Source organism: Acinetobacter sp. YH12043 (assembly GCF_013419915.1).
GTDB lineage: Bacteria > Pseudomonadota > Gammaproteobacteria > Pseudomonadales > Moraxellaceae > Acinetobacter.
This window is the reverse complement of sequence record NZ_VOZD01000016.1, coordinates 17,024-42,073: the sequence shown is the minus strand read 5'-3', so window position 1 is coordinate 42,073 and position 25,050 is coordinate 17,024. Positions and strand designations below refer to the sequence as shown.

Annotated in this window: 25 protein-coding genes; 5 read left to right on the top strand and 20 right to left on the bottom strand. The window is 41.7% G+C overall.

Features of this window, described 5'->3' with window-relative positions; genetic code table 11:
* Positions 1-45: 45 nt before the first annotated feature.
* From FTU01_RS09335 to acnD, 15 genes are all read right to left on the bottom strand, one after another.
* Positions 46-489: a nuclear transport factor 2 family protein gene (locus FTU01_RS09335; RefSeq protein ID WP_159123697.1), complete on the bottom strand. Its 444-nt coding sequence runs from the start codon at positions 487-489 to the stop codon at positions 46-48.
* 392 nt (positions 490-881) lie between these two features.
* On the bottom strand, positions 882-1,244 hold the full coding sequence (locus tag FTU01_RS09330) for a 5-carboxymethyl-2-hydroxymuconate Delta-isomerase (protein WP_180138869.1): 363 nt from the start codon (positions 1,242-1,244) through the stop codon (positions 882-884).
* 115 nt (positions 1,245-1,359) lie between these two features.
* Positions 1,360-1,698, bottom strand: a complete 339-nt coding sequence (locus FTU01_RS09325) for a zinc ribbon domain-containing protein YjdM (RefSeq protein WP_180138867.1) — start codon at positions 1,696-1,698, stop codon at positions 1,360-1,362.
* 114 nt (positions 1,699-1,812) lie between these two features.
* Complete coding sequence (locus tag FTU01_RS09320; protein WP_004785131.1) at positions 1,813-2,259, bottom strand: SRPBCC domain-containing protein; 447 nt, start codon at positions 2,257-2,259, stop codon at positions 1,813-1,815.
* Positions 2,260-2,500: 241 nt separating this feature from the next.
* On the bottom strand, positions 2,501-2,896 hold the full coding sequence (locus tag FTU01_RS09315; RefSeq protein WP_004785133.1) for a ribonuclease E inhibitor RraB: 396 nt from the start codon (positions 2,894-2,896) through the stop codon (positions 2,501-2,503).
* Between the two features lie 235 nt (positions 2,897-3,131).
* On the bottom strand, positions 3,132-4,076 hold the full coding sequence (locus FTU01_RS09310; RefSeq protein ID WP_180138879.1) for a DUF4041 domain-containing protein: 945 nt from the start codon (positions 4,074-4,076) through the stop codon (positions 3,132-3,134).
* A gap of 568 nt (positions 4,077-4,644) precedes the next feature.
* Positions 4,645-5,310 carry a pseudouridine synthase gene (locus FTU01_RS09305; protein WP_004785137.1) on the bottom strand — a complete coding sequence of 222 codons (666 nt, stop codon included), beginning with the start codon at positions 5,308-5,310 and terminating at the stop codon, positions 4,645-4,647.
* 87 nt (positions 5,311-5,397) lie between these two features.
* The gene (locus FTU01_RS09300) at positions 5,398-5,853 is read right to left on the bottom strand and encodes a hypothetical protein (protein ID WP_180138865.1); all 456 of its coding nucleotides are present in this window, start codon (positions 5,851-5,853) and stop codon (positions 5,398-5,400) included.
* Positions 5,854-6,598: 745 nt separating this feature from the next.
* Positions 6,599-7,312, bottom strand: a complete 714-nt coding sequence (locus tag FTU01_RS09295; protein ID WP_034705273.1) for an SIMPL domain-containing protein — start codon at positions 7,310-7,312, stop codon at positions 6,599-6,601.
* Between the two features lie 125 nt (positions 7,313-7,437).
* Positions 7,438-7,686 (bottom strand): DUF6868 family protein, encoded by a 249-nt coding sequence (locus tag FTU01_RS09290; RefSeq protein ID WP_180138863.1) that lies wholly within the window; start codon positions 7,684-7,686, stop codon positions 7,438-7,440.
* 149 nt (positions 7,687-7,835) lie between these two features.
* Entirely contained in the window at positions 7,836-8,057 is a 222-nt protein-coding gene (locus FTU01_RS09285; protein WP_180138877.1) for a hypothetical protein, read from the bottom strand.
* Positions 8,058-8,185: 128 nt separating this feature from the next.
* The gene (locus FTU01_RS09280; RefSeq protein WP_034705268.1) at positions 8,186-8,392 is read right to left on the bottom strand and encodes a hypothetical protein; all 207 of its coding nucleotides are present in this window, start codon (positions 8,390-8,392) and stop codon (positions 8,186-8,188) included.
* Positions 8,393-8,588: 196 nt separating this feature from the next.
* Positions 8,589-9,167: a DUF4126 domain-containing protein gene (locus FTU01_RS09275; protein WP_180138861.1), complete on the bottom strand. Its 579-nt coding sequence runs from the start codon at positions 9,165-9,167 to the stop codon at positions 8,589-8,591.
* Positions 9,168-9,287: 120 nt separating this feature from the next.
* Positions 9,288-9,485, bottom strand: a complete 198-nt coding sequence (locus FTU01_RS09270; protein WP_257229525.1) for a zinc ribbon-containing protein — start codon at positions 9,483-9,485, stop codon at positions 9,288-9,290.
* A 374-nt stretch (positions 9,486-9,859) separates the two neighbouring features.
* On the bottom strand, positions 9,860-12,466 hold the full coding sequence (gene acnD, locus FTU01_RS09265; RefSeq protein WP_159123692.1) for a Fe/S-dependent 2-methylisocitrate dehydratase AcnD: 2,607 nt from the start codon (positions 12,464-12,466) through the stop codon (positions 9,860-9,862).
* 748 nt (positions 12,467-13,214) lie between these two features.
* Here acnD and FTU01_RS09260 point away from each other — a divergent pair.
* The 3 genes from FTU01_RS09260 (at position 13,215) to FTU01_RS09250 (ending at position 17,289) form a co-directional block, all read left to right on the top strand.
* Positions 13,215-15,377 (top strand): multicopper oxidase family protein, encoded by a 2,163-nt coding sequence (locus FTU01_RS09260; protein WP_180138859.1) that lies wholly within the window; start codon positions 13,215-13,217, stop codon positions 15,375-15,377.
* Between the two features lie 115 nt (positions 15,378-15,492).
* Positions 15,493-16,218 carry a folate-binding protein YgfZ gene (locus FTU01_RS09255; RefSeq protein WP_159123690.1) on the top strand — a complete coding sequence of 242 codons (726 nt, stop codon included), beginning with the start codon at positions 15,493-15,495 and terminating at the stop codon, positions 16,216-16,218.
* A 273-nt stretch (positions 16,219-16,491) separates the two neighbouring features.
* On the top strand, positions 16,492-17,289 hold the full coding sequence (locus tag FTU01_RS09250) for a tetratricopeptide repeat protein (protein WP_180138857.1): 798 nt from the start codon (positions 16,492-16,494) through the stop codon (positions 17,287-17,289).
* Between the two features lie 72 nt (positions 17,290-17,361).
* Here FTU01_RS09250 and FTU01_RS09245 read toward each other — a convergent pair whose 3' ends face one another.
* The 3 genes from FTU01_RS09245 to FTU01_RS09235 form a co-directional block, all read right to left on the bottom strand.
* Positions 17,362-18,288 (bottom strand): AEC family transporter, encoded by a 927-nt coding sequence (locus FTU01_RS09245; protein WP_034704761.1) that lies wholly within the window; start codon positions 18,286-18,288, stop codon positions 17,362-17,364.
* A gap of 58 nt (positions 18,289-18,346) precedes the next feature.
* On the bottom strand, positions 18,347-19,456 hold the full coding sequence (locus tag FTU01_RS09240; protein WP_180138855.1) for an NADH:flavin oxidoreductase/NADH oxidase: 1,110 nt from the start codon (positions 19,454-19,456) through the stop codon (positions 18,347-18,349).
* Positions 19,457-19,560: 104 nt separating this feature from the next.
* Positions 19,561-20,823, bottom strand: a complete 1,263-nt coding sequence (locus FTU01_RS09235) for a carbohydrate porin (RefSeq protein ID WP_180013552.1) — start codon at positions 20,821-20,823, stop codon at positions 19,561-19,563.
* Positions 20,824-21,206: 383 nt separating this feature from the next.
* Here FTU01_RS09235 and mutM point away from each other — a divergent pair, with 383 nt between their 5' ends.
* Positions 21,207-22,067 (top strand): bifunctional DNA-formamidopyrimidine glycosylase/DNA-(apurinic or apyrimidinic site) lyase, encoded by an 861-nt coding sequence (mutM, locus tag FTU01_RS09230; RefSeq protein WP_180138853.1) that lies wholly within the window; start codon positions 21,207-21,209, stop codon positions 22,065-22,067.
* The gene (locus FTU01_RS09225; RefSeq protein ID WP_004785172.1) at positions 22,064-22,348 is read left to right on the top strand and encodes a peptidylprolyl isomerase; all 285 of its coding nucleotides are present in this window, start codon (positions 22,064-22,066) and stop codon (positions 22,346-22,348) included. The genes mutM and FTU01_RS09225 overlap by 4 nt, the downstream gene beginning before the upstream one ends.
* A 120-nt stretch (positions 22,349-22,468) precedes the next feature.
* On the opposite strand, the gene mscL is transcribed toward FTU01_RS09225, so the two are convergent.
* Positions 22,469-22,912 (bottom strand): large conductance mechanosensitive channel protein MscL, encoded by a 444-nt coding sequence (mscL, locus tag FTU01_RS09220; protein ID WP_159123684.1) that lies wholly within the window; start codon positions 22,910-22,912, stop codon positions 22,469-22,471.
* Positions 22,913-23,064: 152 nt separating this feature from the next.
* The gene (typA, locus tag FTU01_RS09215; RefSeq protein WP_004785176.1) at positions 23,065-24,900 is read right to left on the bottom strand and encodes a translational GTPase TypA; all 1,836 of its coding nucleotides are present in this window, start codon (positions 24,898-24,900) and stop codon (positions 23,065-23,067) included.
* Between the last annotated feature and the right edge of the window lie 150 nt (positions 24,901-25,050).

Genomic DNA, 25,050 nt, shown 5'->3' with positions numbered 1-25,050 from the left:
AATAGATGTGATGATCTTGTTTCAATGAAATTTAAAACTTTTGCCTTAACCTGCCAGTTTCACAGGGCGCAGTTTTTCAGTCTTCTCCTGAACAGGGACAGAAATATGTTGATAATGCAATTGCCACTGATCTTGCTGCTTGCTCAAGACCATGCTGAAGCGGCACCATTGCAAAGGGAAATATCGTTCCATCGCCGCATAGGCAATCCGGACATAACCATATACGAAAGCCATGTCATTATTGACCTGAATGGTGACCTCCTTCCGTTCAACGCGCATACCATTGTTGCGCATATATGGGCGGTACTGTTGCCATGCAGCCTGATAAGCCTCGATCCCTTTCAGTTCGGAGCTAATATCAATCAGACAGACATCTGGTCGGCAAAGTTGACGAATTTCGCTGAATTCAAGTGAACAAATAGCTTGATCCCATTTTTGTAAAAATGTCCTGACTTCCTGAGCCAGACATTCTTCCCCTATTATTTTCATTGAATACCTCTCTATAAGGTTTTATTCAGACTTGAAAACCGAGATTTCAAGCATCTCATCATTTTTCAGTCTTTCTTGTTTTCATTATTTTTAATTATGTGGATGGATCCTGTTTTTACCCACCCCCCCCCATATATCAGGTCAAAAGTGTGACCTAATACCTAAAATTACACCATTTTTTTAATCATAGGCAAAATTTTCTGATCAACTGCAATCATCAGGTGAATTTTGACTGATTATTTAAATTTTCATGCTCTAGTTTTATTTATCGTTCTTTATATTTCAAAATCGCTTTGAAACTTCTCAATTTTTTATTTAGTTCTTATGTATTCAAGATAAAGAGAGGAACTAGGAAAACTTTATTTCCTAGTCCTCACTTCAATCTAAAAAAATCAAATAATAGCTTTAATGTAAGTTTCTTTGTCCATTTCCAGAATTTCAACACAGAGCTGAATGTTTAGCCCAGGCTGCGAGACAATGTGCTGCTGCATGACCTGAAGTACTAACTTAGAAATTGCTTGTCGGATGGCTAGACTACGACCAGTCAGGAGAGAAACTTTGGCATGCACATAAGCCTGATCTGTCTCCTGCTCTAGTCCAATCACATAATCTTGCTGTGCAATCGCCCGGCTTTTTAAATCATTCGGGTCATTAATATAACCGGCGTTAAATAAGGCCTGATGAATTGCCAACATTAAAGGTCGGGTTTCGAGCTGCTGAATATTATCTGAATATTCAAGATGAAGGTGAGGCATAAAGCGTAGATCCAGGCATGATATAGCGATCAGAAGAGATTGATCTTCGAGTTTGAGGAATAAGCATAAACCTTCAAACCCGAAGACCGAAAGCACTCATTCGTATAAGAATGTATCAGGCTTTTTTCACATATTCAGATTTGAGCTTCATGGCGCCAATGCCATCAATTTTACAGTCAATATCATGTCCATCAGTTGCATCGGGCAATAGACGAATATTTTTGACTTTAGTCCCGACTTTAACCACTGAAGAAGATCCTTTAATTTTAAGATCCTTAATCACCGTAACTGTGTCGCCATCAGCCAGCAGATTGCCATGCGCATCCTTGATGACCACGGTTTCCTCAGTTGCTTCCCCTTCTTTCCACTCATGTCCACATTCTGGGCAGATTAACAAGTCACCATCTTCATAAGTATATTCAGACTGGCATTTTAGGCATTGTGGTAGAGCCATAGCAACCTCAACAAAATAAAAAAAAACAAAAAATTAAAGCTGAATTATAGCATCTTTGGGTGGGCTCATGCTCAAGCTTTAAAAGGATCTCCCGCTCAACTTAATTAACTGAACTTAACCATCCAAAATATGTGGATTGACCAACCAAGACAAAAGCTGCAATGACTCCTGCCAGCTTAAGTGGCATGCAGATGGCGGTACCAGATCCGGATAACCCACCTGAATAATATGCAGGCTGGTGCCTACAGACACTTTTTCAAAGATGAGCGTGACTTCAATTTCACCTTTGACCTCAGGTGTAGAAAAGCAATCGGTATAGCGCAGTAACTGGTTAGGAATAACTTCATGATAGGTGCCATGTAAATGATGCTGGGTACCAGTGGCAAAATTGGTCAAGGTGATTTTATAGCTGCCTCCCGGTTTGACTTCGGCATGCTCAACTCTGGCAGTAAAGCCATGCGGTGCCAGCCATTTTGCAATAGCATCTGGATGAATAAAGGCCCGGTACACCCGTTCCGGTGGCGCACTGAATACGCGATGCATTTTTAGGGTATAACTCATTTCAGCCTACCTTTTTTTCTTGTTCTTACTGAAAGATTATTTTTATTTATTATTCGGACGGATCATCCCGATCTCGTCGGCCTCAGTATTTAAATAACTGCCCAACATACTGTACGGCCTAAATATAATTGTTATCTATCCATTTTATAGGATGTATAACAAAAAACTACAGTTGACCCGACCGATACCGCAGGCCATAAAAAAAACCCGGCTTAACCGGGCTTGAATAAGGAAATTTTGATTAGCTGCTACGCAGTTTGCTTTCACCTTCTTCCGGGTCATCTTCATCATCGTAAACATAGGCCATACAGCCCCAGCCATCATATTCACCCTGAAATTCAGCAGCAATTCTGGTAAACCATTGTTCCAGATCGACAATATTTTCATAGGTAGGTTGCATATAGACATGAATGGTAATTGTCCATTCCAGCGTATCGCTCTCCTCATCCTGATATAGGCTTATCTTTTGTTCTTCTTTGAGTAAATGCAATGCACAGCGGTCAGCCTGCTCTTCACTATTAAAGGCTATCGAGAATTCTATTTCATGGTCGTCCTGCAGATCATCACCATCCTGATACATTTGCCACAGTACATGACCATTTTCATCGTCAGGGAATTTGTCATAATCGCGTGCCATAGAGATATCCTTATTATGATGTTTTATTATTCGATTCAGCTTAACTTATTTTATTTGAATTATCGAGTACAGAATATGAAAAAAAATTGAATTTCTCTAAATAACCAACTGAATTTTATCAATATAAATTTAAGAATTTGAAAAAAAAGCTGCATTTTCATCTAATTAAAAATACCTGCATATCAATCTGCAGATTAAAAAATTTCATCGGTTGATCTGGATTTTTTAATTGTAGTTAGGAAGTGATCACTACAGGTGGCTCAGATACTTGATTCTGTCGTAACTGTAGTAAAACGGCGGCGAATTTAAGCTCTTCCAGACGTAAGTTCAGATAGGACTCCTGAATCATGGCCTGGCTCAAGCTTTGTCCTTTATAGTTCATCAGGCGATAATCATCTTTTAAGGATTGCAGCATTTCACCCAGATTATGAGTATTTAACTGGGACAAATACAATTCTGCCCTGCTATTAAATGCCAGACTCAAAATCGCAATGGTGCTCTTGCGACGGTCTTCATCAACATAGTTGCAGCTGGCCACCTGCTGCTGTTCTTTGGCCTGCTCAATCTGTGTTCTGATAGTCAGTAAATGCCGGGCTGCATCAGTATCGTTGTAGCCACTAATGAGCTGATCCAGAAGCTGCGTGACCGGCAGATCAAAACCATGTTGATAGCCCTTGATCTTATGCTCGAGAGCTTCAACTACTTCTTGCAGTCGCTGTTGTTCTTTAGCCTGCTGATAATAAGCCTGTGAAGCTTTTCGAGCCTGTCGCTCAATATCAGCTTCGGCCTGAGTCTGTAAATTCTGTAAATACGCTTTGACCTGAGCGATATAGGCTTTGAGATCATCCAGCATGATGGAAGCATCAAGTTTGGTTACTTCTACGAAATTTTCGGCCTGCAAGCTGCGGTTAATAATGTATTGTTCGATGTCACAGATATCCTGATATTGTTTATATTTATTCAGTTCAGTTCTGGCACTTCCCAGTTGCATCCGTAGCTGGGTCATTTCATAATTTAATTCATCAACTTGTGTTTCATAATCAGCCAATTTACTGCGTGAATGATCCAGATTTTCCTGTAAGGACTGAATATTGTTTCTTGATAATTTCAGGCTATTGAATACCCATAGTAATACAATGATTAAAACACTTGCGAGAACAAAGAGCGCGCCACTTAGCATCATCCTGTCCCTTACCCCTTGCACCATATATAGGCACTAAAAAATTAAAAATTTATGATGTTTTAAAGTTATTCTGCATAATTTAATGATGAGAATCAAAGATAAAAAATGACCATAAACATTTAATATAATTGATCTTTTAAATGATTTTTCACCTATAAAACCTTAATATTTTTATGCCTATCAATTTACTTAAAATGAATCTGTTGGTAATAATTGATTAGAGTGGTTTTTATTTTTATATCAAAAGTTATAAGTACAAATTCCGGATAGGCTGAAAATCTTGAGAAAAACCTAATAAAAATAGACAGATCAAACAGTTAAACTAAAGATAAAGTGATAAAGCTCCTTAAATGATTCCTGAAATTTTTCCGGGTACACATTTCTAATTTCAAAAAATCATTACTTGATAAGACATGATTCAGAACATAATTTTTCTAGAAAACTGCTTAAATTCAACTCCATAATTTTCTGATAATTGAAATAAATTCTGACATTTCTGTTGCAGCTTACTGAAATTTAAACATTTATCAGAATCCATATTCATTTTTTGAATGCTTAAATTTTACTAAAATGGTGCAGGTGCAAGAATTTCAACTTTATGACCACTCAAGGGTTGAGTAAAAGTCAGTTCACTGGCATGCAAGGCCATGCGATTAAGAGGACTACGCGTTGGTTCCGGATGATAGATTTTATCGCCCGTAATCGGATGACCAATATGCAGCATGTGGACTCTGAGCTGATGTGAACGTCCGGTAATTGGCGTTAGCAATACCCGGCTGATGTCTTGCTCAGGCAGATATTCCAGCCGTTGATAGAGTGTTTTGGCAGCTTTACCCAGTTCAAAATGCACCATTTGCCGTGGGCGATTTTCCCAGTCAGTAATCAAAGGTACATCGACACTGCCCTCGGTCTGAATTTCTCCCTGTACCAGCGCAATATAGTGCTTGCTGACTGTACGTGCCTGGAACATTTTACTGACTGCCACTTCAGCATCGCGATGTTTGGCAAACATCAGGATGCCAGACGTCGCCATATCCAGACGATGGGTAATTTTGGCATTCGGATAACGCTCTAGTACCCGTAAATAAGCACTGTCATGATGCTCAGGCAAACGTCCCGGAACAGACAACAAACCGGCCGGCTTCTCAATGACGACCAGATCATCATCTTCATACAGAATATGCAATGGGTCTTGAGGCGGCGCGTAGACAAAGTTGTCGTTAATAGGCATGTGCTTTAAGCATTCAGGAGAAAACGCGCAAAATAACAATGTCAGGGAATACTGTCAATCCAGCCCTGTTACAGAATCAGTGCCTGACTAAGCTTTGGACGCTGCACTGATGGGAGATACTGAATGACCCGACTGATACTGGGTTTTCAGACTGTCGAGATCTTCATTTAAGAATGCCATAAGATATTGCTGAACCTGTGACATAGTCAGACTACGGAATGACACATAGTCTTTGTTCTTCAGGCTAAACAGTCCCAGAATTTTATGTTGAGCTTCCACTTCAATATCACTTTCCAGCCTGAACTCAAGCTGACCTGACGGCGCCAGTTCATTCAGTGTGATCTGGATCGACTGTTCAGCATCGGAGTCTGTTACGGTAAAAGTGGTAATGGCGGCTTGCATCTGTAATTGTAAAACCCGTAACTGTTGCCAGTTAATGGATTTAAAAGTAGAGAGAATTTCTTCTGCCAATAAGCTGCCTAGCTGCTCTGCTTCGTCTTCTTCTTGATGCGGATAACTGATTTCTAATTCATATTTTTTCATGGGACGTGCCCCTTTCTTATATGCAAAATTATCATAGCATTCTATTTTATTTTTCAAGGATATAATTTGTGAGCAAATATTAAACATATTATACTTTAAATTATTTATATCAAATACTTATAAACAACCAGCGACATTAGAGTAGTATTTAAACATAAAATAGTCGAAAGCTATAGGCTGTAAATAAAATAGATTAGATATGTGATTAAAATAGTATTTATTTGAATCTCAAATAAATTTAAAGCTATTTAAAGAAGAATATAAGTGACTGGGTAGGGAAGGTGTTCAACAGTTTGGAGGAGAAGATTTATTATTAGAAGAGAAAATTTTGAGGGTGTTGGGAAAACATCTTGATGGTTTACTTCAACTATCACTCTTTGTAAGAAATGATCTTATAGCCTATAAACTTTTGGTCTATAGCGTCCTAAGCCGAATCGAGACCTTTTGGGTTCGTACTGCACTCGCGTTTTGCGCCACTCACAGCATGCTACTCTTTTCGATCCCATCACACCCTTGAGATATATAGTAGCCAAGCTGCGGCAAAATTAATTTCCTAAGATTTTTTAATTTTCCCGATTTTTGAAAATATTTTTCTTTAAATATATTTGAAGAAGAATTTTTTACCTTTCACCTCAAAATAAAGATCTTTTATTGCAGAAAGAGCAGAATTACTGGAATTTATCTTCATGTAAAACCTCATTCTGCTCTAAATTTTTTAGACCCCTCTATTCAGCTTTCCAGCCATTTAATCAGCCAGATAATAATCCACTGTAGAAACCACACGAACTTTCTTTAGATAAGGCGTATTGCTGTCACGGTCCTCAATGCTAAACAAACCTTGATTGGCAGTCTTGATTTTCCCGAGACGGCTTTGAGAATCCGCGGCAAACTTTTCTGCCACACTGCGGGCATTTTGCGTGGCTTCTTCAATCATGGCTGGTTTGATGTCATTCAATTTGGTAAAGATATATTCCGTTCTTTGCCCAGAATCATCACCACCAAAAGCAATGCCCTTTTTACCCAGAGCGACCAGACGGGTTTGCGCTGCACGGACTGCATCAATATTGTGGGTATAAACCGTAATGGTCTGATGCGCGGTATAACGTAAGGCAACATTGGCATCACCGCCGTATTGCTGGGCATATTTATCTGTAGTGACTGGAGAACCGGTGGTAATTTCTTCTGCCTTAAAACCTTCACCTTTTAAGAAAGCCTGAATTTGCTGGGTTTGCAGCTCCATAGTGTCATACAGTTCTGTCAGATCCTGACTACCGCCACTAAAACGGATGGGCCAGACTGCAACATCGGCTTTAACCTCACGTTCCGATAAACCTTTTACGGAAACAATCCGCTCATACTGTTTAATCTTGACCGCACTATTACCCAGAATGAATCCGGCAATAATCATTCCCAAGCCGATCAAAGCCCCTAAAATCAAGGCGGATTTAAACTGATTCATTGAGCCGAACTCCTTTTCCATATTGTTATTTTGTTTCGAGCATTTTAAACGTTTAAACTGCTCTGTGTAATGCTGATGCGACTATCAGTTTTATTTATTCCTGGAACTTTGGAAAGTTTTATCTCCTAACTTTTCCCCATCAAATATAGGGCAATTAGCGGAACCAGATTGAACAGAAATATCCCGATTTTATAGATGGCCATGCCGCTATAGTGGATGGCATCAAAAGTTGGATCTGAGAGCTGAAACCATTGACCATGCAATCGTTTCACCCAGTCTCGTGCAAAGACAATCAGCAAAAACCAGAGCATTAAAATGCTGTAATTCAAAGCCAATGTATAAAGTAAAAACCGACACCAGAAATCGAGATCCATAGTGATTCCCTGCCTGTAGAGCCATCTATCATTAAGTTAACAGATCAATCAAATCCTCAGGAACTGCTGATTTGTATCTGTGATCTAAAGGGAAATGGTTTAAATATTTTCAGCTAAAAGTTTCAGTTCTAACTTCCAGCGATCACTTTTTAGCGTACAAACAGATGACGGGTATGATGATTGATATAGGCATTTAGGCCATCGCCATACTGGGCCAGCTGTTTCATATTTTCCACATGCTGATAGCCAGCATTGCTATAGCTATAGGTATACACTTTCGAGGTTTTCTTGAATTGAACCCGAATAAACTCATTGCCAATCTCATAATTGGCCACACCCGAGTCATGATTGAGATCAAGATAATGTTGCAATTGAGCAGCCCTAAACATGATAAATCTATAATTTTAAATGGGGTCAAATTGATCAATTTTCAAACAGAATAAATGATAAAACCCACTGTATAGCAAGTTTTAAATGACGCCCAATATATTTATAAATCTCATTCTGTACAGCACTTATGACAGCCCTCTACTTTTTCCCTCGGCCAGTTCATTCTTGCCCGTTTATAAGCCAAATCATAATTGGCAAAATATCCAATCAGAATCTGGTTATCAAATTCTGGCAGGTCTTCACAGCCTTCAGTTGCGTTATGAATATAGTGCACGCCTTGGGCAGACTCTTGTTCATCTACAATAAATTTAATCATTTACAGTTCCCCTAATATTGTTTTTATAAAGTTCAACCACAAATAAAACCATACAAAAATTATGTCTTTTGCAATCCAATAATAAAATTATGCCTTTATTGGGTAAAAATCAAGCAATTTCATGAACAAGATGAGAACCTTTCTTTAATCAAATATCTCATTAAAAATTAGTGATAAATATTTATTTATCTGACTCTTATAAGGCGGAATTTTCTAGCTTGCTTTTCTTTTTTTGACGTATCCAGCGAATTGCCATGATGGCTAGCATTACAACCAGCAAGGCAGCTAACACTGGCAAAAGCAATGACAGGATGGATAACAGAATAGCCCCGATCCACTCTCCGGTTGAGAGTACGGGATTCGCAACACCGCCTGTGGTAGCAGTTGATAGGCCGCGTGCTGCAACACTGCTCATTTGCACGGCCCCTGCTGTTCCACCACCGACAATAATCGCTGCGGCCCAAGCTGCAAACTGGGACATTTCTCCACTGCTGGCAGCCATCGTTGTCATAGTGCCGGCGAGCATGGCTGCAGGCGTTGCAATCGTATCGATGGCATTGTCCACCCAGGGAATATAATACGCAGCGATTTCACAGAGGGTCGCGATGGCTAAAGCCAGACAGACTGCCGGCGTGGCTAACCATTCAAAACCGGTCATCGGTTCAAACCAGCCCATTAATGCGGCAATACTCATCACCAGCAAAGGCACAAAAACACGGAAACCGCAGGCTGCACTTAAGCCGATACCGATAGATAAACCGAGGATTGTTTCCATGCTGCTTGTCCTTGAGATTTAAGCCATTTTTATGATCTGAATTATACGCTAACAAAAAAGCCCTATCGGGTGATAGGGCTTTTATTTAAAACAGGATCTTCTGTTTTGAATATCGTGTGCTTAGGCAACCTTATCGTTATATTGGGTGCCGAGGCATTTGGTACACGGTGGTAGTCGGTCTGTACCAATTTCTAAGAAGACGCGATGTCCGCATTGAACACAAAAATAGAAACCTGTTCCCGGTTTTGAGCCAGCTGTAACCATCTTTGTTCTCCGTTGTTTTAGAAAATGGTCTAAGCAGTATAACTCTGTTGTGATGAATGTCTATTGTCCATTTTTGTAAATGATAGTGTCGTTAAAGCTAAGTGACATTTTTATTTGTGATTTAATGATATTCCGTCGCTGCGCCTAGTCACTTTCACTTTCTATGATAAATAGCTTGATAGCATTGGAATAAATGGAGCTAAGAAAGTATATATAGTGACATGATTAGAGAGAAAACTCATTAGCTCACCATATTGGGAAGTATATTCTGGTGTTCCAATTGAGGTTCCTAATTTTTCAATTCTTAGTTCTAGATCGCTAACTAACTCTTCCTCTTTAATCCACCCCAACCCTCCTTTAAAAAAGGAGGGAGTTCCCCTCTTTAGAAAAGAGGGGTTAGGGGAGATTTTTACTAGTAACTAGAAAAATTAAGCCACATTCCCTTCCAAGAAATCCTGTGCAAAGCGCTGTAATACTCCACCCGCTTCATAGACAGAAACTTCTTCTTCAGTATCCAGACGGCAAGTTACCGGCACTTCAATGGTCTGTTTCTTACCCTCTTCAGTCGCACGCTCAATCACCAGAGTCAAAGTCGAACGTGGCGCAATATTACCGATCACGCTATATAGCTCAGTACCATCCAGCTTCAAAGTTTTACGATCTGTACCCGGCTTAAACTCAAGTGGAAGTACACCCATACCGACCAGATTCGTACGGTGAATACGTTCAAAGCCTTCAGCCACAATCGCTTCTACACCTGCCAGACGCACACCTTTCGCAGCCCAGTCACGGCTTGAACCTTGACCATAATCTTTACCTGCAACAATGATGAGCGGCTGCTTACGGTTCATGTAGGTTTCAATCGCTTCCCACATACGCATCACTTCACCTTCCGGCTCGACACGTGCTTTAGAACCTTGCTTAATGGTACCGTCGGAACGCACCACCATTTCGTTATACAGCTTCGGATTCGCCAAGGTTGCACGCTGTGCAGTCAGGTGATCACCACGGTGCGTTGCATACGAGTTAAAGTCTTCCTCAGGCAAGCCCATTTTCGCCAGATATTGACCTGCTGCCGAATCCAACACAATCGCATTCGATGGAGATAAATGATCGGTAGTAATATTATCGCCAAGGATGGCTAACGGACGCATATTTGCCAGAGTACGCGGTGCAGCCAATGCCCCTTCCCAGTATGGCGGACGGCGGATATAAGTACTTTGCGGACGCCAGTCATACAGCGGACTTGCTGCCTGCTCACGCTCGCCCAGATCAAACATCGGAATATAAACTTTCTTGAACTGCTCTGGTTTTACCGATTCTTTCACCAAAGCATCAATTTCTTCATCCGATGGCCAGATGTCTTTCAGGTAAATCGGATTGCCGTCTTTGTCTGTGCCTAAGGCATCTTTCTCGATGTCAAAGCGGATCGTACCGGCAATTGCATATGCGACCACTAACGGTGGAGATGCTAAAAATGCCTGCTTCGCATAAGGATGGATACGACCATCGAAGTTACGGTTGCCCGACAATACCGCAGTGGCATAAAGGTCACGGTCAATAATTTCCTGCTGAATCTTCGGATCAAGCGCACCCGACATCCCGTTACAGGTGGTACAAGCATACGCCACAATACCAAAGCCCAGTTTTTCCAGATCTTTTAGTACGCCTGCTTCTTCCAGATACAACGCCGCTGCTTTAGAACCCGGAGCAAAAGATGATTTCACCCACGGTTTACGCACTAAACCAAGTTCATTAGCCTTACGTGCCAACAAGCCTGCTGCCACGGTATTACGTGGGTTAGACGTATTGGTACACGAAGTAATTGCCGCGATGATGATTGCACCATCTGGCATTAAGCCATCCGTACGGTTTTCTACCACACCCGCAATGCCTTTTTCTTTCAGGTCAGATGTTGATACACGCGCATGTGGATTGGATGGACCAGCGATGTTACGGGTGACAGTCGATAGGTCAAAACGCAATACACGTGGATATTCTGCCTGAGTCATTTCTGATGACCACAGACCAATCTCTTTCGCATAGGTTTCAACCAGTTTGACCTGTTCAGATTCACGACCAGTCAGCGTCAGATAATCAATGGTGTTCTGATCAATATAGAACATGGCTGCAGTTGCACCATATTCCGGGGTCATATTGGAAATCGTGGCACGATCACCGACTGACATGCTGTCTGCGCCTTCACCGAAGAATTCCAGATAAGCACCAACCACACGTTCTTTACGCAGGAATTCGGTTAGAGCTAAAACAATATCCGTTGCGGTAATGCCCGGCTGACGCTGTCCTACCAGTTCGACACCGATAATGTCTGGCAAACGCATCCATGATGCACGGCCCAGCATCACGTTCTCAGCTTCTAATCCACCAACACCGACTGAAATCACGCCTAGCGCATCCGTATGTGGAGTATGCGAGTCAGTCCCCACACAGGTATCCGGGAATGCCACGCCATCACGGTTCTGAATGACTGGTGACATTTTTTCCAGATTGATCTGGTGCATGATGCCGTTACCCGCAGGAATTACATCGACATTTTCAAACGCAGTTTTAGTCCATTCAATAAAATGGAAACGGTCTTCATTGCGGCGGTCTTCTACCGCACGGTTTTTCTCAAATGCATCTGGGTCAAAGCCGCCATATTCTACTGCCAGCGAGTGATCGACAATCAGCTGGGTCGGCACCACTGGATTGACTTTAGACGGATCACCGCCTTGATCGGCAATCGCATCACGCAGACCGGCAAGATCGACCAGTGCTGTTTGCCCTAAGATGTCATGACACACTACACGCGCCGGATACCAAGGAAAATCGTGTTCCTGTTTACGCTCAATCAACTGGCGTAAAGACTGTTCTAAAATCGCAGGGTCGCAACGGCGTACCAGCTGCTCGGCCAGCACTTTAGATGTATAAGGAAGTTTGGCATATGCGCCTGGCTGAATATCTTCTACGGCTTGACGCACGTCATAATATTCCAGCTGGGTACCTTGCAACGGTTTCCGGTAGTTATTGTTCATAGCTTGCCTGCCCTCTTTCATTACTCTTTTTATTCATCAAAATATCTTGATGACTTGTTTTTTAATAAAGGCATTGTACGCTGTCGAAAGTCCATTTCCCAAATCTTATAATTTTCAAAAGCTTAAATACTAAAAATGGTATTTTTACCAAAATTACTGACCCATACTTTAGAATTTTGACTCTAAATTGCATTTTTTCTGAAAAATAGGCCTAAATCTGTCTCATTCTTTAGTATGAGATGTTGATAACAGCATAAAAAATAATCAATTTCTTGGAATGAGTTTAAGGATAAATTTCATATGAAATCAAAGCTTAGAATTTTTTAATTTTAGAAATAGCTCATTTAATAAAAAACTGAATCTATATTTTTTTATTTCAGTGTTAAGCATAACTCTTAACCGAAAATGGTAAATTTCATTGCAGATATGGCTCGATGAGTGTAGGCGAAAAAATCATTTTTCAGGTTAGACATACCCCGAAATAAGTTACATTCTCAATTCCATATATTTTTTAAGACTTTCTTACAATTTTAGAAATACGTTAAATATTTATAGGACAATGATTCATAAACATGAGCTTATAAAACGCATCCCTATCTAAAATACTTTACACACGTCATTTTAGCTTACCGTCTGTCGCCCTCCTCCTAATTTGGTGATAACAGTCTGTATCTCAACTTTGTAAATCTACCCTCGAATTACTTCACAACAACAACACTCATCACAAAAGCACATAAGGGTGATTACAATGATACAACTCGCCATTCTTGGTATCGTTGCTGCAGTGATCGCTGTACTGGCAGCAAGCTGGAATGGAGGTAAAAATCCCTCCAATCCTAAACCGCCAACTCCCAACAACCCTAACCCACCTACCACTCCCAATAATCCCAACAATCCACAACCTTCTCCAACAGCACCCGATACTTTGATTAGCAATCCGCCCCTATTGCAAAAAAATTCCAAGGGCACCCATGAACTGATCGTCGCTTATAAAACCGGCAAGATTTACAATCCGAGAAATAGTACCTGGGATCAACTGTTCGTCAGAGGTTATCTCACTAATGCCAGCTTGTTTAACAAGAAAAAAGCTGGAGAGTCTGTTGAAGACCTTTTAATTGGTCCGCAGATCCGGGTCAAACAAGGTGAAACCCTGAAAATTAACCTCAATAACCAGCTTCCACCTGAACAGAAATCCACCTGCCCAGACAAAGTGGATAATGTGAATGATCCACATTGCTTTAATACCACCAACCTGCATACTCATGGCTTCTGGGTAAGCCCTCAAGGCAATAGTGATAATGTTTTCCTGAAATTTAAACCTCAGGAAAAATTTGACTATCAGTACAAAATGGAGCCGAATCATCCGGCAGGAACCTACTGGTATCACGCTCATCTGCATGGCTCAACGGCTATTCAGGTATCGAGTGGTATGGCAGGCCCATTAATTGTAGAAGGCTCAAGAACACCAAAAGTGAAAAATGGCAAAGTCACTGAAACAGGCGATATGGACATTTTATGGAAAGAAAAAAATAGCTATCCAAATGAAAACATCCTGCTATTCCAGCAAATTCAATATCGATGCTCTAACCCTGACCCGGATGTAAAATTCGATATTCCCAACAATTGCGAAGGTAAAGGCTTAGGATTACTTGAAGATTATACAGATATCGCTAATCCTGGCTCTTGGGCCGGCCAGAACTTTTATACGTCTATCAATGGTAAAGTTTTAGGGGAGATCAAAGTTAAACAGAATGCTTTTAATCGCTGGCGCATGATTCATGGTGGTGTACGCGACACCATTGGTTTGATTATTAAAGAACTGCCAAACTCCAGTAAATTTAGCGCCGCAGACACCCTTAAAGCCTGTCTGGCATATCAGGAAGCAGATCCAAAAGAGTTTAATGAGAGTTTAAAAAGCTTACCTGTTTATACGATTGCTCAAGATGGTTTGACCATGACTCAGGTACAGCGCAGAACACTGTCTGTGTTCCAGCCTGGTTATCGTCATGATGCAATGGTTACCTTCCCAACCACCAATAAATACTGTATTTATGACTCCAAATTAAATATTGAGGATGAAGTGAATGCACCGATCCCAACGGGTCAAATTACTCCTCAACTAGCTCCAAACCACCCTTTCAATGCCCAACTACTGGGATGGGTCAATGTACAGGCAAGCAAAACAAAAGCGCAGACTCCTGCCCAGTTCCTGCAAGAGCGCGCGAAAAAAATTGGTTTAAGCAAAGAGATTCAGACTCAGTTATCCAAACTTGATCTTACTGCCTTTACCGATCATCCATCCCTAATGACTCCTGCAATTGACAAGCTGGTCGCTTCCAGACCAAAACAGTACAGTAAATTTGAACTGGCTTTCGCAAATGGTCTTAAATTTGGCTTCCGCCATAAAGAAAATGGTGACTTACTCAGTTTTGGAGATGCATTTGATGGCGAAGGATCAGTCGGTCGGACACATGCCAAAGATCCGGATCGTGAATATGTACGTCAGTTACAAATTGGACAAACGGATGAATGGGAACTGACAACCGAAGCTTTTGGTGGCCACCCTTTCCATATTCATGTTAATCCATTCCAGATTGTTAAAATCTTAAAAACTGTCACTGGTCCTAATGGCGAATCTAAAGAAGTTGATGTGAGTGAATTAGCGCCTGATGATAATGATACAGATGATGTGCAATATCGTGGTATGAAAGGACAATTCAAGGATACCCTGTTTATCAAGGCGAACTATAAATTTATTCTTCGAAGTCATTACAAGAAATTTGAAGGTGATTTTGTACAGCACTGTCATATCCTCGATCATGAAGATCAGGGCATGATGGAAACGGTACGGGTCTGTGGAGGCAAATTCCCTTGTGATTCACCTTTGCCAACCTCGTCTCATCATCACTAATTAGACACTACTGAAAAAGCCAATGATCCCGATTGTTGGCTTTTTTGTTTGCCTCTATTAAATGCTTGCTGCACAATAGCTTGATTGATTTTTAGTATTCAAACTGAGGCTGATCATGGCAACATCTCCTGCTTTTACCTTATTTACGCTGAATGGAGTAGATGCGCAAAAATTCCTTCAGGGTCAAGTCACTTTAAATGTCGAAACTCTGGCTGAAAACCTGACTCGCTATACAGCGATCTGCAGCTTGAAAGGACGTATCCAGTTCGGTATCTGGTTGAAAAAAATTAATCCGGAAAGCTTTGAAATTGTCAGCCCTGAAGATCAGGCAGCAGAACTGGCCAGCCATATTAAAAAGTTTGGTGCATTTTCAAAAATGAAACTGGAACAGGTTGGCCCGGTTTATCCAGTTATTAATGATATCCAGACTGATTTTGTTGAAACTGAAACGGATATTACCCTTTGGCAACAGCAAGCTATTGCTTCAGGTCAGGCTTGGATTCAAGCAACTACTGCGACCCTGTTCCAGCCACAGGAATTGCGTCTTCATCAACGTGAAGGCATTCACTATGACAAAGGCTGTTATCTGGGTCAGGAAGTGATTGCTCGCTTATGGTTCAAAGCCAAGCCAAAACACTGGTTGCATTTGATTCAAGGTACAGGTGAAGCACCTGCTGTTGCGACCAAGCTGCACAATGACGTCGAAGTGGTCAATAGCATTGGTACAGATGAGGGTTATCAGGCTTTGGTAGTTGCCAAACCTGAAGCATTGGCTGAGCTGGATGTACAAGTTCTGGAATTGCCTGAAGCTTTAAGTGGTGATGTGGCACGTCCACAATAATAACCTGTTATCTTGATGCAAAAGCCAGAATTCAATTCTGGCTTTTTTATTTTTATTAGGCTAAACAATTAAATAGACAAAGATTGACTGAATAAAACACACCTTAAACCGAGCACGCTTTTATTGATTCATCTCCTATATGATTCTCAAATAATTTGTAATTAGTCACATATTCAGTATTTACAAAGCCTGAAATCGTCTTATGATGTAGATGAAAACGACAAAAATCGCACCATGGAATTAGGTGTTAGAAAAATTAAGGTTATCGGAACAATGAAAAAATTAGTACTTGCTGCAATTCTTGCAGTGTCCAGCCAATTTGCCCTAGCAAACACTTCAAATGCCCCAGTTGACCCTCAATTTGCCAAAATTGAAGAGATGGTGAATGCCAAGAATTTCAAGGGTGCCTACGATGCTTTAAGCAAACTGGCCAGCCAGGGAAATGCACAGGCTATCTATAACCTAGGCTATTTAACGCAAACTGGCCAAGGCACTGCCAAGGACGAAAAAAAGGCTATTCAGCTATATGAACAGGCTGCCAGCAAAGGTTATCCGGTGGCCAACTATGTACTGGGCAAGAATTATACCGGTGGTACTTTAGGCCTTAAGCAGGATTTGGGCAAAGCCAAGCAATACCTAGAACGCGCATCGGCAGCCAATTTTGATGAAGCGACGGTAGATCTGGCGATACTTTTATTTGCTGAAGGAACAACAGCTTCTGACCAGCAGGCCTTGAAAAAATTACAGCCTCTGATTAGCAAGGGTAATATGCCGGCCATTCATGCCAAAGCCTTATATGACATCAGCAATGGCTTTAAAACCAAGAATGAAAAGCCGATCCAGCAAGGTTTAAGCAGTATTCAGGATCTGGCGAAAAAAGGCTATATCCCTGCCCTGATGGCGATTGGCAATATGTTTGCCAACGGTAGTATTGTTGCGCAAAACCTCCCTGAAGCGAAAAAGATCTTTTCAGCCCTGGCACAGGAAAATATTCCTAAGGCCAGAGAATCTCTAGCAGCAGTGGATAAAATGATTGCTGAACAGAAAAAAGCACCTGCCAAAAAAAGTTGATCAGGTCTGATCAAAATAAAAAAGCTCCAACAGGAGCTTTTTTATGGGCTATAGATTTATAAACCAGCGTGTTTAACTCCACCACAAAGTAATAAGTCCACTCGCAACCACGAAACCTGCGATAGTACTCATCAATAAAGGGGTTAAGGTTCGCTCATTAAGGCCGTATGCTTGTCCTAACATACCGAAAATCGTTGGCATAGGCAGTGCTGCAATCAAAGTCCCAGCATAGATCATTTCCTGACTCAGCTGAGTCAGTCGACTAAGACCTAGATACATCAGGATCGGCATCAGGATATTGCTGGAAAATACCAAATAGAAACTTTGCAGATTCACATATTTCAGGCTCATGCCCACGATTCCGCCACCAATCGCAAACAGCGCCAAAGGTGAGGCAGTCTGTCCAATCATGGCAAAGACCTGGTCCAGATAAATTGGCAAGCGAATTTCAAAAATCGCACAGGCCATACCCAGCATCACCCCCATAAATAAAGGGTTCTTGAACAGCATGAGAATGGTACTTTTCACAAGACTACCCAGATTGGCTTGATGTTGGGTACCGAGTGCAGCCAGGATCAACACCATCGGAATCAGGATCATGCTTTCAATGATGACCACCAGAGAGGTATAGGTCATTGCATGCTGTCCCACCAATAAAGTGAGTACTGCTGTACCGATCAATCCGGTATTGGACATCGCTGCCCCCAAGGATAGAACAGCGCTATGTGAAGAGGTATTCCGGAACTGACGGCGCATCAGCCAGAAGCTGAAACCATAAAGTAATAAAGTGACAGAGGTATAGACCGCAAAGTATTCAAAATACCAGATTTCATGCAGATCTTTAGAGGCTAAAAACTGGAAGAACAGTAACGGTAAGGCCACTTTGATGACAAAAGCCCCTACCATTTCGACCTGCTCTTTTTTTAGAATTTGACATTTCACACTCAGGTAACCTAGTGCCAATAATAAAAATATGGGCACAATTACCGCAATAATCATATGAAATGTCCTGTTGCTTGAGATGCGTTATTATAAGCCTTTCTAAGAAAAAATGACCTTAAAACGATTCAAACAACTGATTTAAGCCATGCGGTGCAGAACGTAAATATTGTGGAGAAATGGCTATTTTCTCATCCAGCGTTACTGCGGCATGCCAAGGCCAGCGTGGATCATAAAGCAAGGCACGTGCAATCGCGATCGCATCAGCCTGTTTATACTCCAGTATGCCTTCTGCCTGCTGTGCATCGGTAATCAAACCCACAGCAATGACTGGAATATTCGCGTCCTTTTTAATCGCTTCAGCAAAAGGGACCTGATAATTCGGATGCACATCAATTTTCTGATCTACATGTAAACCTGCACTCGAAACATGAATATAGACTGCACCTAGCTTCTCTAGTGCTTTGGATAGTTCGACTGAAGATTCTACATCCCAACTTTCTACACTATCCATCCAGTCCGTTGCTGAGATACGAACACCAATTGGAAAATCTTCTGGTACTGCGGCTTTAATTGCTTCAAATACTTCAAGTGTCAGACGAATACGGTTCTCAAATGAACCGCCATATTGATCCTGACGATGGTTCGATAACGGTGACATGAACTGATGCAGTAAATAACCATGTGCTGCATGTAGTTCAATCAGTTCAAAGCCAGCTTCAACCGCCCGCTTTGCACTGGCTGCAAAATCCTGAATTACTTGCTGGATTTCATCAACACTTAAAGACTTGGGTGGATGTTCATGAGCCTGGAAAGGAATATCACTGGCAGAGACAGTTTGCCAGCCGAGTGAATGATCTGGGGCGAACTGCCCTTTGCCACCCCAAGGTTTATCTGTAGAGGCTTTACGGCCTGCATGTGCAAGCTGTATTGCAAAAGGCATAGGAGAAATTGACTTGACCTTTTGCAGTAAGGTTTTGATCTGACTGGCCTGCTGGTCATTCCAAAGCCCTAAATCGGCATAACTGATACGCCCTTCAGGCTGTACAGCGGTGGCTTCCACAATGCAAAGACCTGCACCGGATAAGGCATAATTGGCCCATTGTTGTTCATGCCAGTAAGTGATTTCACCTTGCTCGGTTGCAGAGTACTGACACATCGGGGCAATCACAATTTTATTTTTAAGTTGCAATGATCCAAACTGAACCGGCTGAAATAGTAGTGACACGCGGTATTCCCTCTTTTTGTGAAGTGGCTTTTCAGAACTTTTTACCAAAAAATAAAAAACAGGCTCTGATGAGCCTGTTTATTTATAACGTGATTAAATTCTTTTTAGAAGATCACTCGTGTAGTCAAACCTAACACCAATGCATTATCCACTTGATTGCTAGACCCCGGATTTATAACGTATTGCAGGTTTGGACGTAGCATCAGCCATTTTGTTGCGTTATAGCTGTAGTTGAGTTCGATATTGTATTCGGCACTCGCATCATAAATTGGACGTGAATCTGCAAAGCGGTCATTTACATGTACACGGTTAACCGCTAAACCCAATATATCATTCGGCTGGCTATCCACCAGACCAATATATTTCAGACCCAACTGTTGTGAATTATCTACTTTATTGGTATCACGATCATGCCAGGTAAAGTTAGCGAATGAGTGTAAACCCTGACGGTCATTACCCGTTGAAGTCAATTGCTGCTCTACAGCTAACCAGCCCGCAAAGGTGCGGTTTTTTCCTTCACCTGTCGCAACATCTTTCTGGTTGGCAACATCATCAGCAGTGTTATACATACCGCCTACACGATAGCTGCCAGGCAAACCATTTACCAATGATTTTGGTGTCCAGATTACTTCTGCAGGAATGGTCACACCATCAGCATTGTCGGTATCCAGACTCCAGCCCTGACCTTCGGCTTTGGCATTACCATTATCTGGATTAAATTCATAAACACCGACTTGTACAGCAACTTCAGGATTTAACTGCTGTTTTACACGTGCACCCCATTGTGCGACTGGGGTATTCATCCAGATATTGCCCTGCCATTTACCCATCTGCGCAGCACAAAATGCTGTACTGGCAAAATCACAGGCCATCACATTAAAGTCCATACCGAGACCCAGACGACCAGCTTTAATACTCAGTCCTTGATCCTTATAGTTCTTTTCAATTGAAAGTTCGGTTAAACGGCTGTCCTGGTTACCACGGCCAAATGTCCCTTGAACATTGGCCCATTGAGCTGCATCACCTTGTAAATCACGTACCGATGTACTTTGACCCTGACGCGCAGTCGCCACTGCACGAACAGTTACGCCATCCCAGCCAGCCAGTTTTTCCATGTCTAACTGTGTACCCAACCATAACTGTGCAGAAGTTAGAGGATCAGCCCCTTCATTACGTCCGCCATCAGCCAGATACGCTGTATCTGTCAGCAAGTTTGCTTCAAACTTGACACCTTGTTGAGCAAGTTCAGTACGTTTTCCATTCCAGTCACCTAATAGGTACTGTCCTTGAGGATCAAATGCAGATTCAGCCTGAGCAGAGGTCATGGCTGCCATCAATGGCAATAAAGCTAGACTTAACTTTTTCATATAAAACCTAAACATATGGAGAGAGTAAAGGCAGCCTGATGCATGCCCTGTATGACTTGATACAGAACGTTACATAACTTTTCACTTAAAAACGCAGCAATTTTTTTATTATTGGTAAAACTTTAAGTTATAAGAAAATATATTTTATATAACAATAAATTCTATATAATTTATATTTTTCAGTATGTTAAATACTAAAAATCAACCCATATATTTCCTATTTTTATTATTTAAATCTAAAACCTGCTCAATATTAAAGTTTATTTTTTAACCAATTGTTAAAATATTTTTGAATGTCCTGCTTATAACTTCTATTCAAACAGGACTTGCATTCAGACTTAAAACGCCCAATATTAGCCTCATGATATTAGCTGCTAAGTGTTATGCCTGAATTACCCGAAGTTGAAACCACCAAAACCAGCCTCCTTCCCCTTCTTAATCAGCAAGTGCTAAAAGTTGAAGTGCGTCAGCCTAGTTTACGTTGGCCGATTCCTGATGATCTCGCGCGTCTGCAAGGACAGCGCCTGATTCAGCTTACGCGTCGTTCCAAATATATTCTGGCGCAATTTGAACAGGATACGATGCTCTGGCATCTGGGTATGTCAGGCAGCTTTCGCTTGTGTGAAGCCAATGAAGAATTGCGCAAGCATGATCATCTGATTATCCAGTTTGAAGAGATCCAGCTGCGTTACCATGATCCGCGCCGTTTCGGCTGTATTCTCTGGTTAGACGCTCAATCACAAAGCAAACTGATTGATACGCTTGGGCCGGAGCCATTAAGCGATGCTTTTAATGCCGAATATCTATTTGAAAAACTAAAAAATAAAAACGTTGGCACCAAAGTTGCAATTATGGATAACCATTTCGTGGTCGGCGTAGGCAATATCTATGCAACTGAAAGCCTGTTCAATATGGGTATTCATCCAGCCCAGCCAGCCTCAAGTTTGAGTTTCGAACAGATTGAAAAACTGGTGGTTGAGATCAAGCGTATTTTAAAACAGGCGATTGACTTAGGTGGTTCTACCTTACGCGACTACACCAATGCTATGGGAGAAAATGGTTATTTCCAGCAGACGCTGTTGGCTTATGGCCGTGCAGGAGAAATGTGCGTGAACTGCGAAACGACACTAGAAAATATCAAGCTCGGCCAGCGTGCATCCGTCTATTGTCCTGAATGCCAGCCGCTGAAAAAGGTAAAGCTTTCATCCAAGCGTGTGGCTGCTGTACGAGGTAAGAAATCATGAAGACTGCGATTGTCCGTCATATTCTGGTGAAGGATAAAGATACGGCTGAACAGCTTAAGAAGAAGATTCTGGCAGGTGCAGATTTTTCTAAGATTGCCAAACAATATTCGACCTGTAACTCTGCCAAACGTGGTGGTGAACTCGGTGAAGTAAAAAAAGGCCAACTTGTTCCAGTGATTGATAAACTGGTCTTTACTGCTGCAGAACATGTTCTACATGGCCCAATCAAAAGTCAGTTCGGTTTTCATTTGGTCGAAATTAAGTTTCGGATGGATTTTTAATTTTATAAATCCCTCCCAACCTCCCTTTAAGAAAGGGAGGAGTCCCCCTTTGAAAAAGGGGGATTTAGGGGGATTAAAAAAACGGCACACTCAGCGCCGTTTTTTATTTATCCCTAAAGCTTAAGCTTCCGGACGTTTTTTTAGCTCATCACGAATTTCACGCAACAATGCAATATCTTCTGGAGTCGCTTCAGGTTCAGGCGCTGCTTCTTCTGCTTTATCACGGCGCAGTTTGTTCATCAGTTTCACCAACCAGAATACAACCCATGCCAATAACAGGAAGTTAATGAGAATGGTCAAGAAATTACCATAAGCAAAGACATTCAGACCGGCTGCCTGTGCTTCAGCCAGATTGGTCACATTATTTGGATTATCGCCTAACACGACAAACCAGTTAGAGTAATCAACATCACCACCCAAGATCCAGCTCACGACAGGCATGATGATGTCTTTCACCATAGAATCGATAATTTTACCGAAAGCACCGCCAATGATCACACCCACTGCGAGATCCATGACATTGCCTTTTACCGCAAATTCTTTAAATTCTTGAATAATGCTCATAAAGTCACCAGTATTTTTATGCAATTTTGTGATGGATTATACATTAGTTAGGGATTTCTATTTAAAACTAATTTATTAAGTGTATGTAATTTCTACTCAATAAAAAAGCCGCTGAACTGATTCAGCGGCTTTTTTCGTATCAGTGACCGGTCTTATTTAGAACGGTTACGTTTACGTTCGTTTTCAGTCAGGTAACGTTTACGGATACGGATTGACTTAGGTGTTACTTCAACTAGCTCGTCATCTTCAATGAATTCAAGCGCTTGTTCTAGCGTGTATTCAAGGTTTGGAACAAGAGTCAATGCTTCATCAGTACCAGACGCACGTACGTTAGTTAACTGTTTCGCTTTAGTTGGGTTAACCACCATGTCGTCAGAACGTGAGTTGATACCTACGATCATACCTTCATAAACTTCTAACTGTGGTTTAGCAAATAGACGACCACGGTCTTGAAGTGTGAACAGTGCATAGCCCAGGCAAGTACCTTGAACCATAGAAATCAGTACACCGTTTTGACGTTTCGCAACAGTACCTTGTTTAGCAGGACCGTAGTGCGAGAAGCTTGAAGTCATGATACCAGTACCAGAAGTCATGGTCATGAATTCAGAACGGAAACCGATCAAGCCACGTGAAGGAACAGTTGCTTCAATACGGATACGGCCTTTACCGTCCACTTCCATATTAGTCATTTCGCCTTTACGGTGACCCATTTGTTCCATTACAGAACCTTGGTGCTGTTCTTCAACGTCAAACGTTACGTTTTCGTACGGTTCTTGCATTTGACCGTCGATTTCTTTCATGATCACTTGTGGACGTGATACACCAAGCTCGAAGCCTTCACGACGCATGTTTTCGATCAGTACAGAAAGGTGAAGCTCACCACGACCAGATACTTTGAAACGGTCAGGACTGTCAGTATCTTCAACACGAAGTGCTACGTTGTGGATCAATTCGCGGTCTAGACGTTCACGGATATTACGTGAAGTTACGAATTTACCTTCTTTACCAGCGAACGGAGAGTTGTTCACCTGGAAAGTCATAGACACTGTAGGTTCATCTACAGAGAGTGCTGGAAGCGCTTCAACATTTTTAGGATCACAGATTGTATCTGAAATGTTCAGTGCATCGATACCAGTTACACAAACGATATCACCTGCAGAAGCTTCTTCAATATCAACACGTTCTAGACCATGGTAACCCATGATTTTCAAGATACGGCCGTTACGAGTTTTGCCTTCTTTGTCGATGACAGTCACAGGAGTGTTCAGTTTTACAGAACCGCGCTGGATACGACCAACACCGATTACACCTACGAAGCTGTTATAGTCCAAAGATGAAATTTGCATCTGGAATGGACCGTCAACGTCAACTGCTGGTGGCTCAACGATGTCTACGATTGTTTGGAACAATGGAGTCATGTCGTCAGCAAGTTCTTCTGGAGAAGGACCAGCAACACCACGAAGACCAGAAGCATAAACTACTGGGAAGTCTAACTGTTCATCAGTACCGCCAAGGTTGTCGAACAGGTCGAATACTTGGTCGATTACCCAGTCTGGACGCGCACTTGGTTTATCAACTTTATTGATAATTACGATTGGTTTCAAACCACGCGCGAACGCTTTTTGCGTTACGAAACGGGTTTGTGGCATAGGACCTTCTTGTGAATCTACAAGAAGCAGTACGCAGTCAACCATCGACATTACACGTTCAACTTCACCACCAAAGTCGGCGTGTCCCGGGGTGTCCACGATGTTAATACGGTATTCTGTATCTGTACGTTTATCTAACCACTTGATTGCAGTGTTTTTTGCAAGAATGGTAATACCACGTTCAGATTCTAACGCGTTCGAATCCATGACACGCTCGATCTCACCCGCGCGATCACCGAGAGCACCTGATTGTTGCAAAAGTTTGTCTACAAGAGTGGTTTTACCATGGTCGACGTGCGCGATAATGGCAATGTTACGGAGAGTTTTAATATCTGACATGTAAATTCGATACGTTTTAAATTTGAGGGCAAATTATACAGAAAAATACAAACTTTTGACAGTGACTGTTTGTAGAGAGCGTCAATTTTTTTTCCAATTACTTTTGTAATGACGTGTAACTCGATTAGAATAGCGCCACCCAGCCTTAAT

What these genes read in the sequence shown, in the direction of transcription:
- FTU01_RS09335 (WP_159123697.1), bottom strand. Translation starts at nt 489, where the DNA reads ATGAAAATAATAGGGGAAGAATGTCTGGCTCAGGAAGTCAGGACATTT.
- FTU01_RS09330 (WP_180138869.1), bottom strand. Translation starts at nt 1,244, where the DNA reads ATGCCTCACCTTCATCTTGAATATTCAGATAATATTCAGCAGCTCGAA.
- FTU01_RS09325 (WP_180138867.1), bottom strand. Translation starts at nt 1,698, where the DNA reads ATGGCTCTACCACAATGCCTAAAATGCCAGTCTGAATATACTTATGAA.
- FTU01_RS09320 (WP_004785131.1), bottom strand. Translation starts at nt 2,259, where the DNA reads ATGAGTTATACCCTAAAAATGCATCGCGTATTCAGTGCGCCACCGGAA.
- FTU01_RS09315 (WP_004785133.1), bottom strand. Translation starts at nt 2,896, where the DNA reads ATGGCACGCGATTATGACAAATTCCCTGACGATGAAAATGGTCATGTA.
- FTU01_RS09310 (WP_180138879.1), bottom strand. Translation starts at nt 4,076, where the DNA reads ATGCTAAGTGGCGCGCTCTTTGTTCTCGCAAGTGTTTTAATCATTGTA.
- FTU01_RS09305 (WP_004785137.1), bottom strand. Translation starts at nt 5,310, where the DNA reads ATGCCTATTAACGACAACTTTGTCTACGCGCCGCCTCAAGACCCATTG.
- FTU01_RS09300 (WP_180138865.1), bottom strand. Translation starts at nt 5,853, where the DNA reads ATGAAAAAATATGAATTAGAAATCAGTTATCCGCATCAAGAAGAAGAC.
- FTU01_RS09295 (WP_034705273.1), bottom strand. Translation starts at nt 7,312, where the DNA reads ATGAATCAGTTTAAATCCGCCTTGATTTTAGGGGCTTTGATCGGCTTG.
- FTU01_RS09290 (WP_180138863.1), bottom strand. Translation starts at nt 7,686, where the DNA reads ATGGATCTCGATTTCTGGTGTCGGTTTTTACTTTATACATTGGCTTTG.
- FTU01_RS09280 (WP_034705268.1), bottom strand. Translation starts at nt 8,392, where the DNA reads ATGATTAAATTTATTGTAGATGAACAAGAGTCTGCCCAAGGCGTGCAC.
- FTU01_RS09275 (WP_180138861.1), bottom strand. Translation starts at nt 9,167, where the DNA reads ATGGAAACAATCCTCGGTTTATCTATCGGTATCGGCTTAAGTGCAGCC.
- acnD (WP_159123692.1), bottom strand. Translation starts at nt 12,466, where the DNA reads ATGAACAATAACTACCGGAAACCGTTGCAAGGTACCCAGCTGGAATAT.
- FTU01_RS09260 (WP_180138859.1), top strand. Translation starts at nt 13,215, where the DNA reads ATGATACAACTCGCCATTCTTGGTATCGTTGCTGCAGTGATCGCTGTA.
- FTU01_RS09255 (WP_159123690.1), top strand. Translation starts at nt 15,493, where the DNA reads ATGGCAACATCTCCTGCTTTTACCTTATTTACGCTGAATGGAGTAGAT.
- FTU01_RS09250 (WP_180138857.1), top strand. Translation starts at nt 16,492, where the DNA reads ATGAAAAAATTAGTACTTGCTGCAATTCTTGCAGTGTCCAGCCAATTT.
- FTU01_RS09245 (WP_034704761.1), bottom strand. Translation starts at nt 18,288, where the DNA reads ATGATTATTGCGGTAATTGTGCCCATATTTTTATTATTGGCACTAGGT.
- FTU01_RS09235 (WP_180013552.1), bottom strand. Translation starts at nt 20,823, where the DNA reads ATGAAAAAGTTAAGTCTAGCTTTATTGCCATTGATGGCAGCCATGACC.
- mutM (WP_180138853.1), top strand. Translation starts at nt 21,207, where the DNA reads ATGCCTGAATTACCCGAAGTTGAAACCACCAAAACCAGCCTCCTTCCC.
- FTU01_RS09225 (WP_004785172.1), top strand. Translation starts at nt 22,064, where the DNA reads ATGAAGACTGCGATTGTCCGTCATATTCTGGTGAAGGATAAAGATACG.
- mscL (WP_159123684.1), bottom strand. Translation starts at nt 22,912, where the DNA reads ATGAGCATTATTCAAGAATTTAAAGAATTTGCGGTAAAAGGCAATGTC.
- typA (WP_004785176.1), bottom strand. Translation starts at nt 24,900, where the DNA reads ATGTCAGATATTAAAACTCTCCGTAACATTGCCATTATCGCGCACGTC.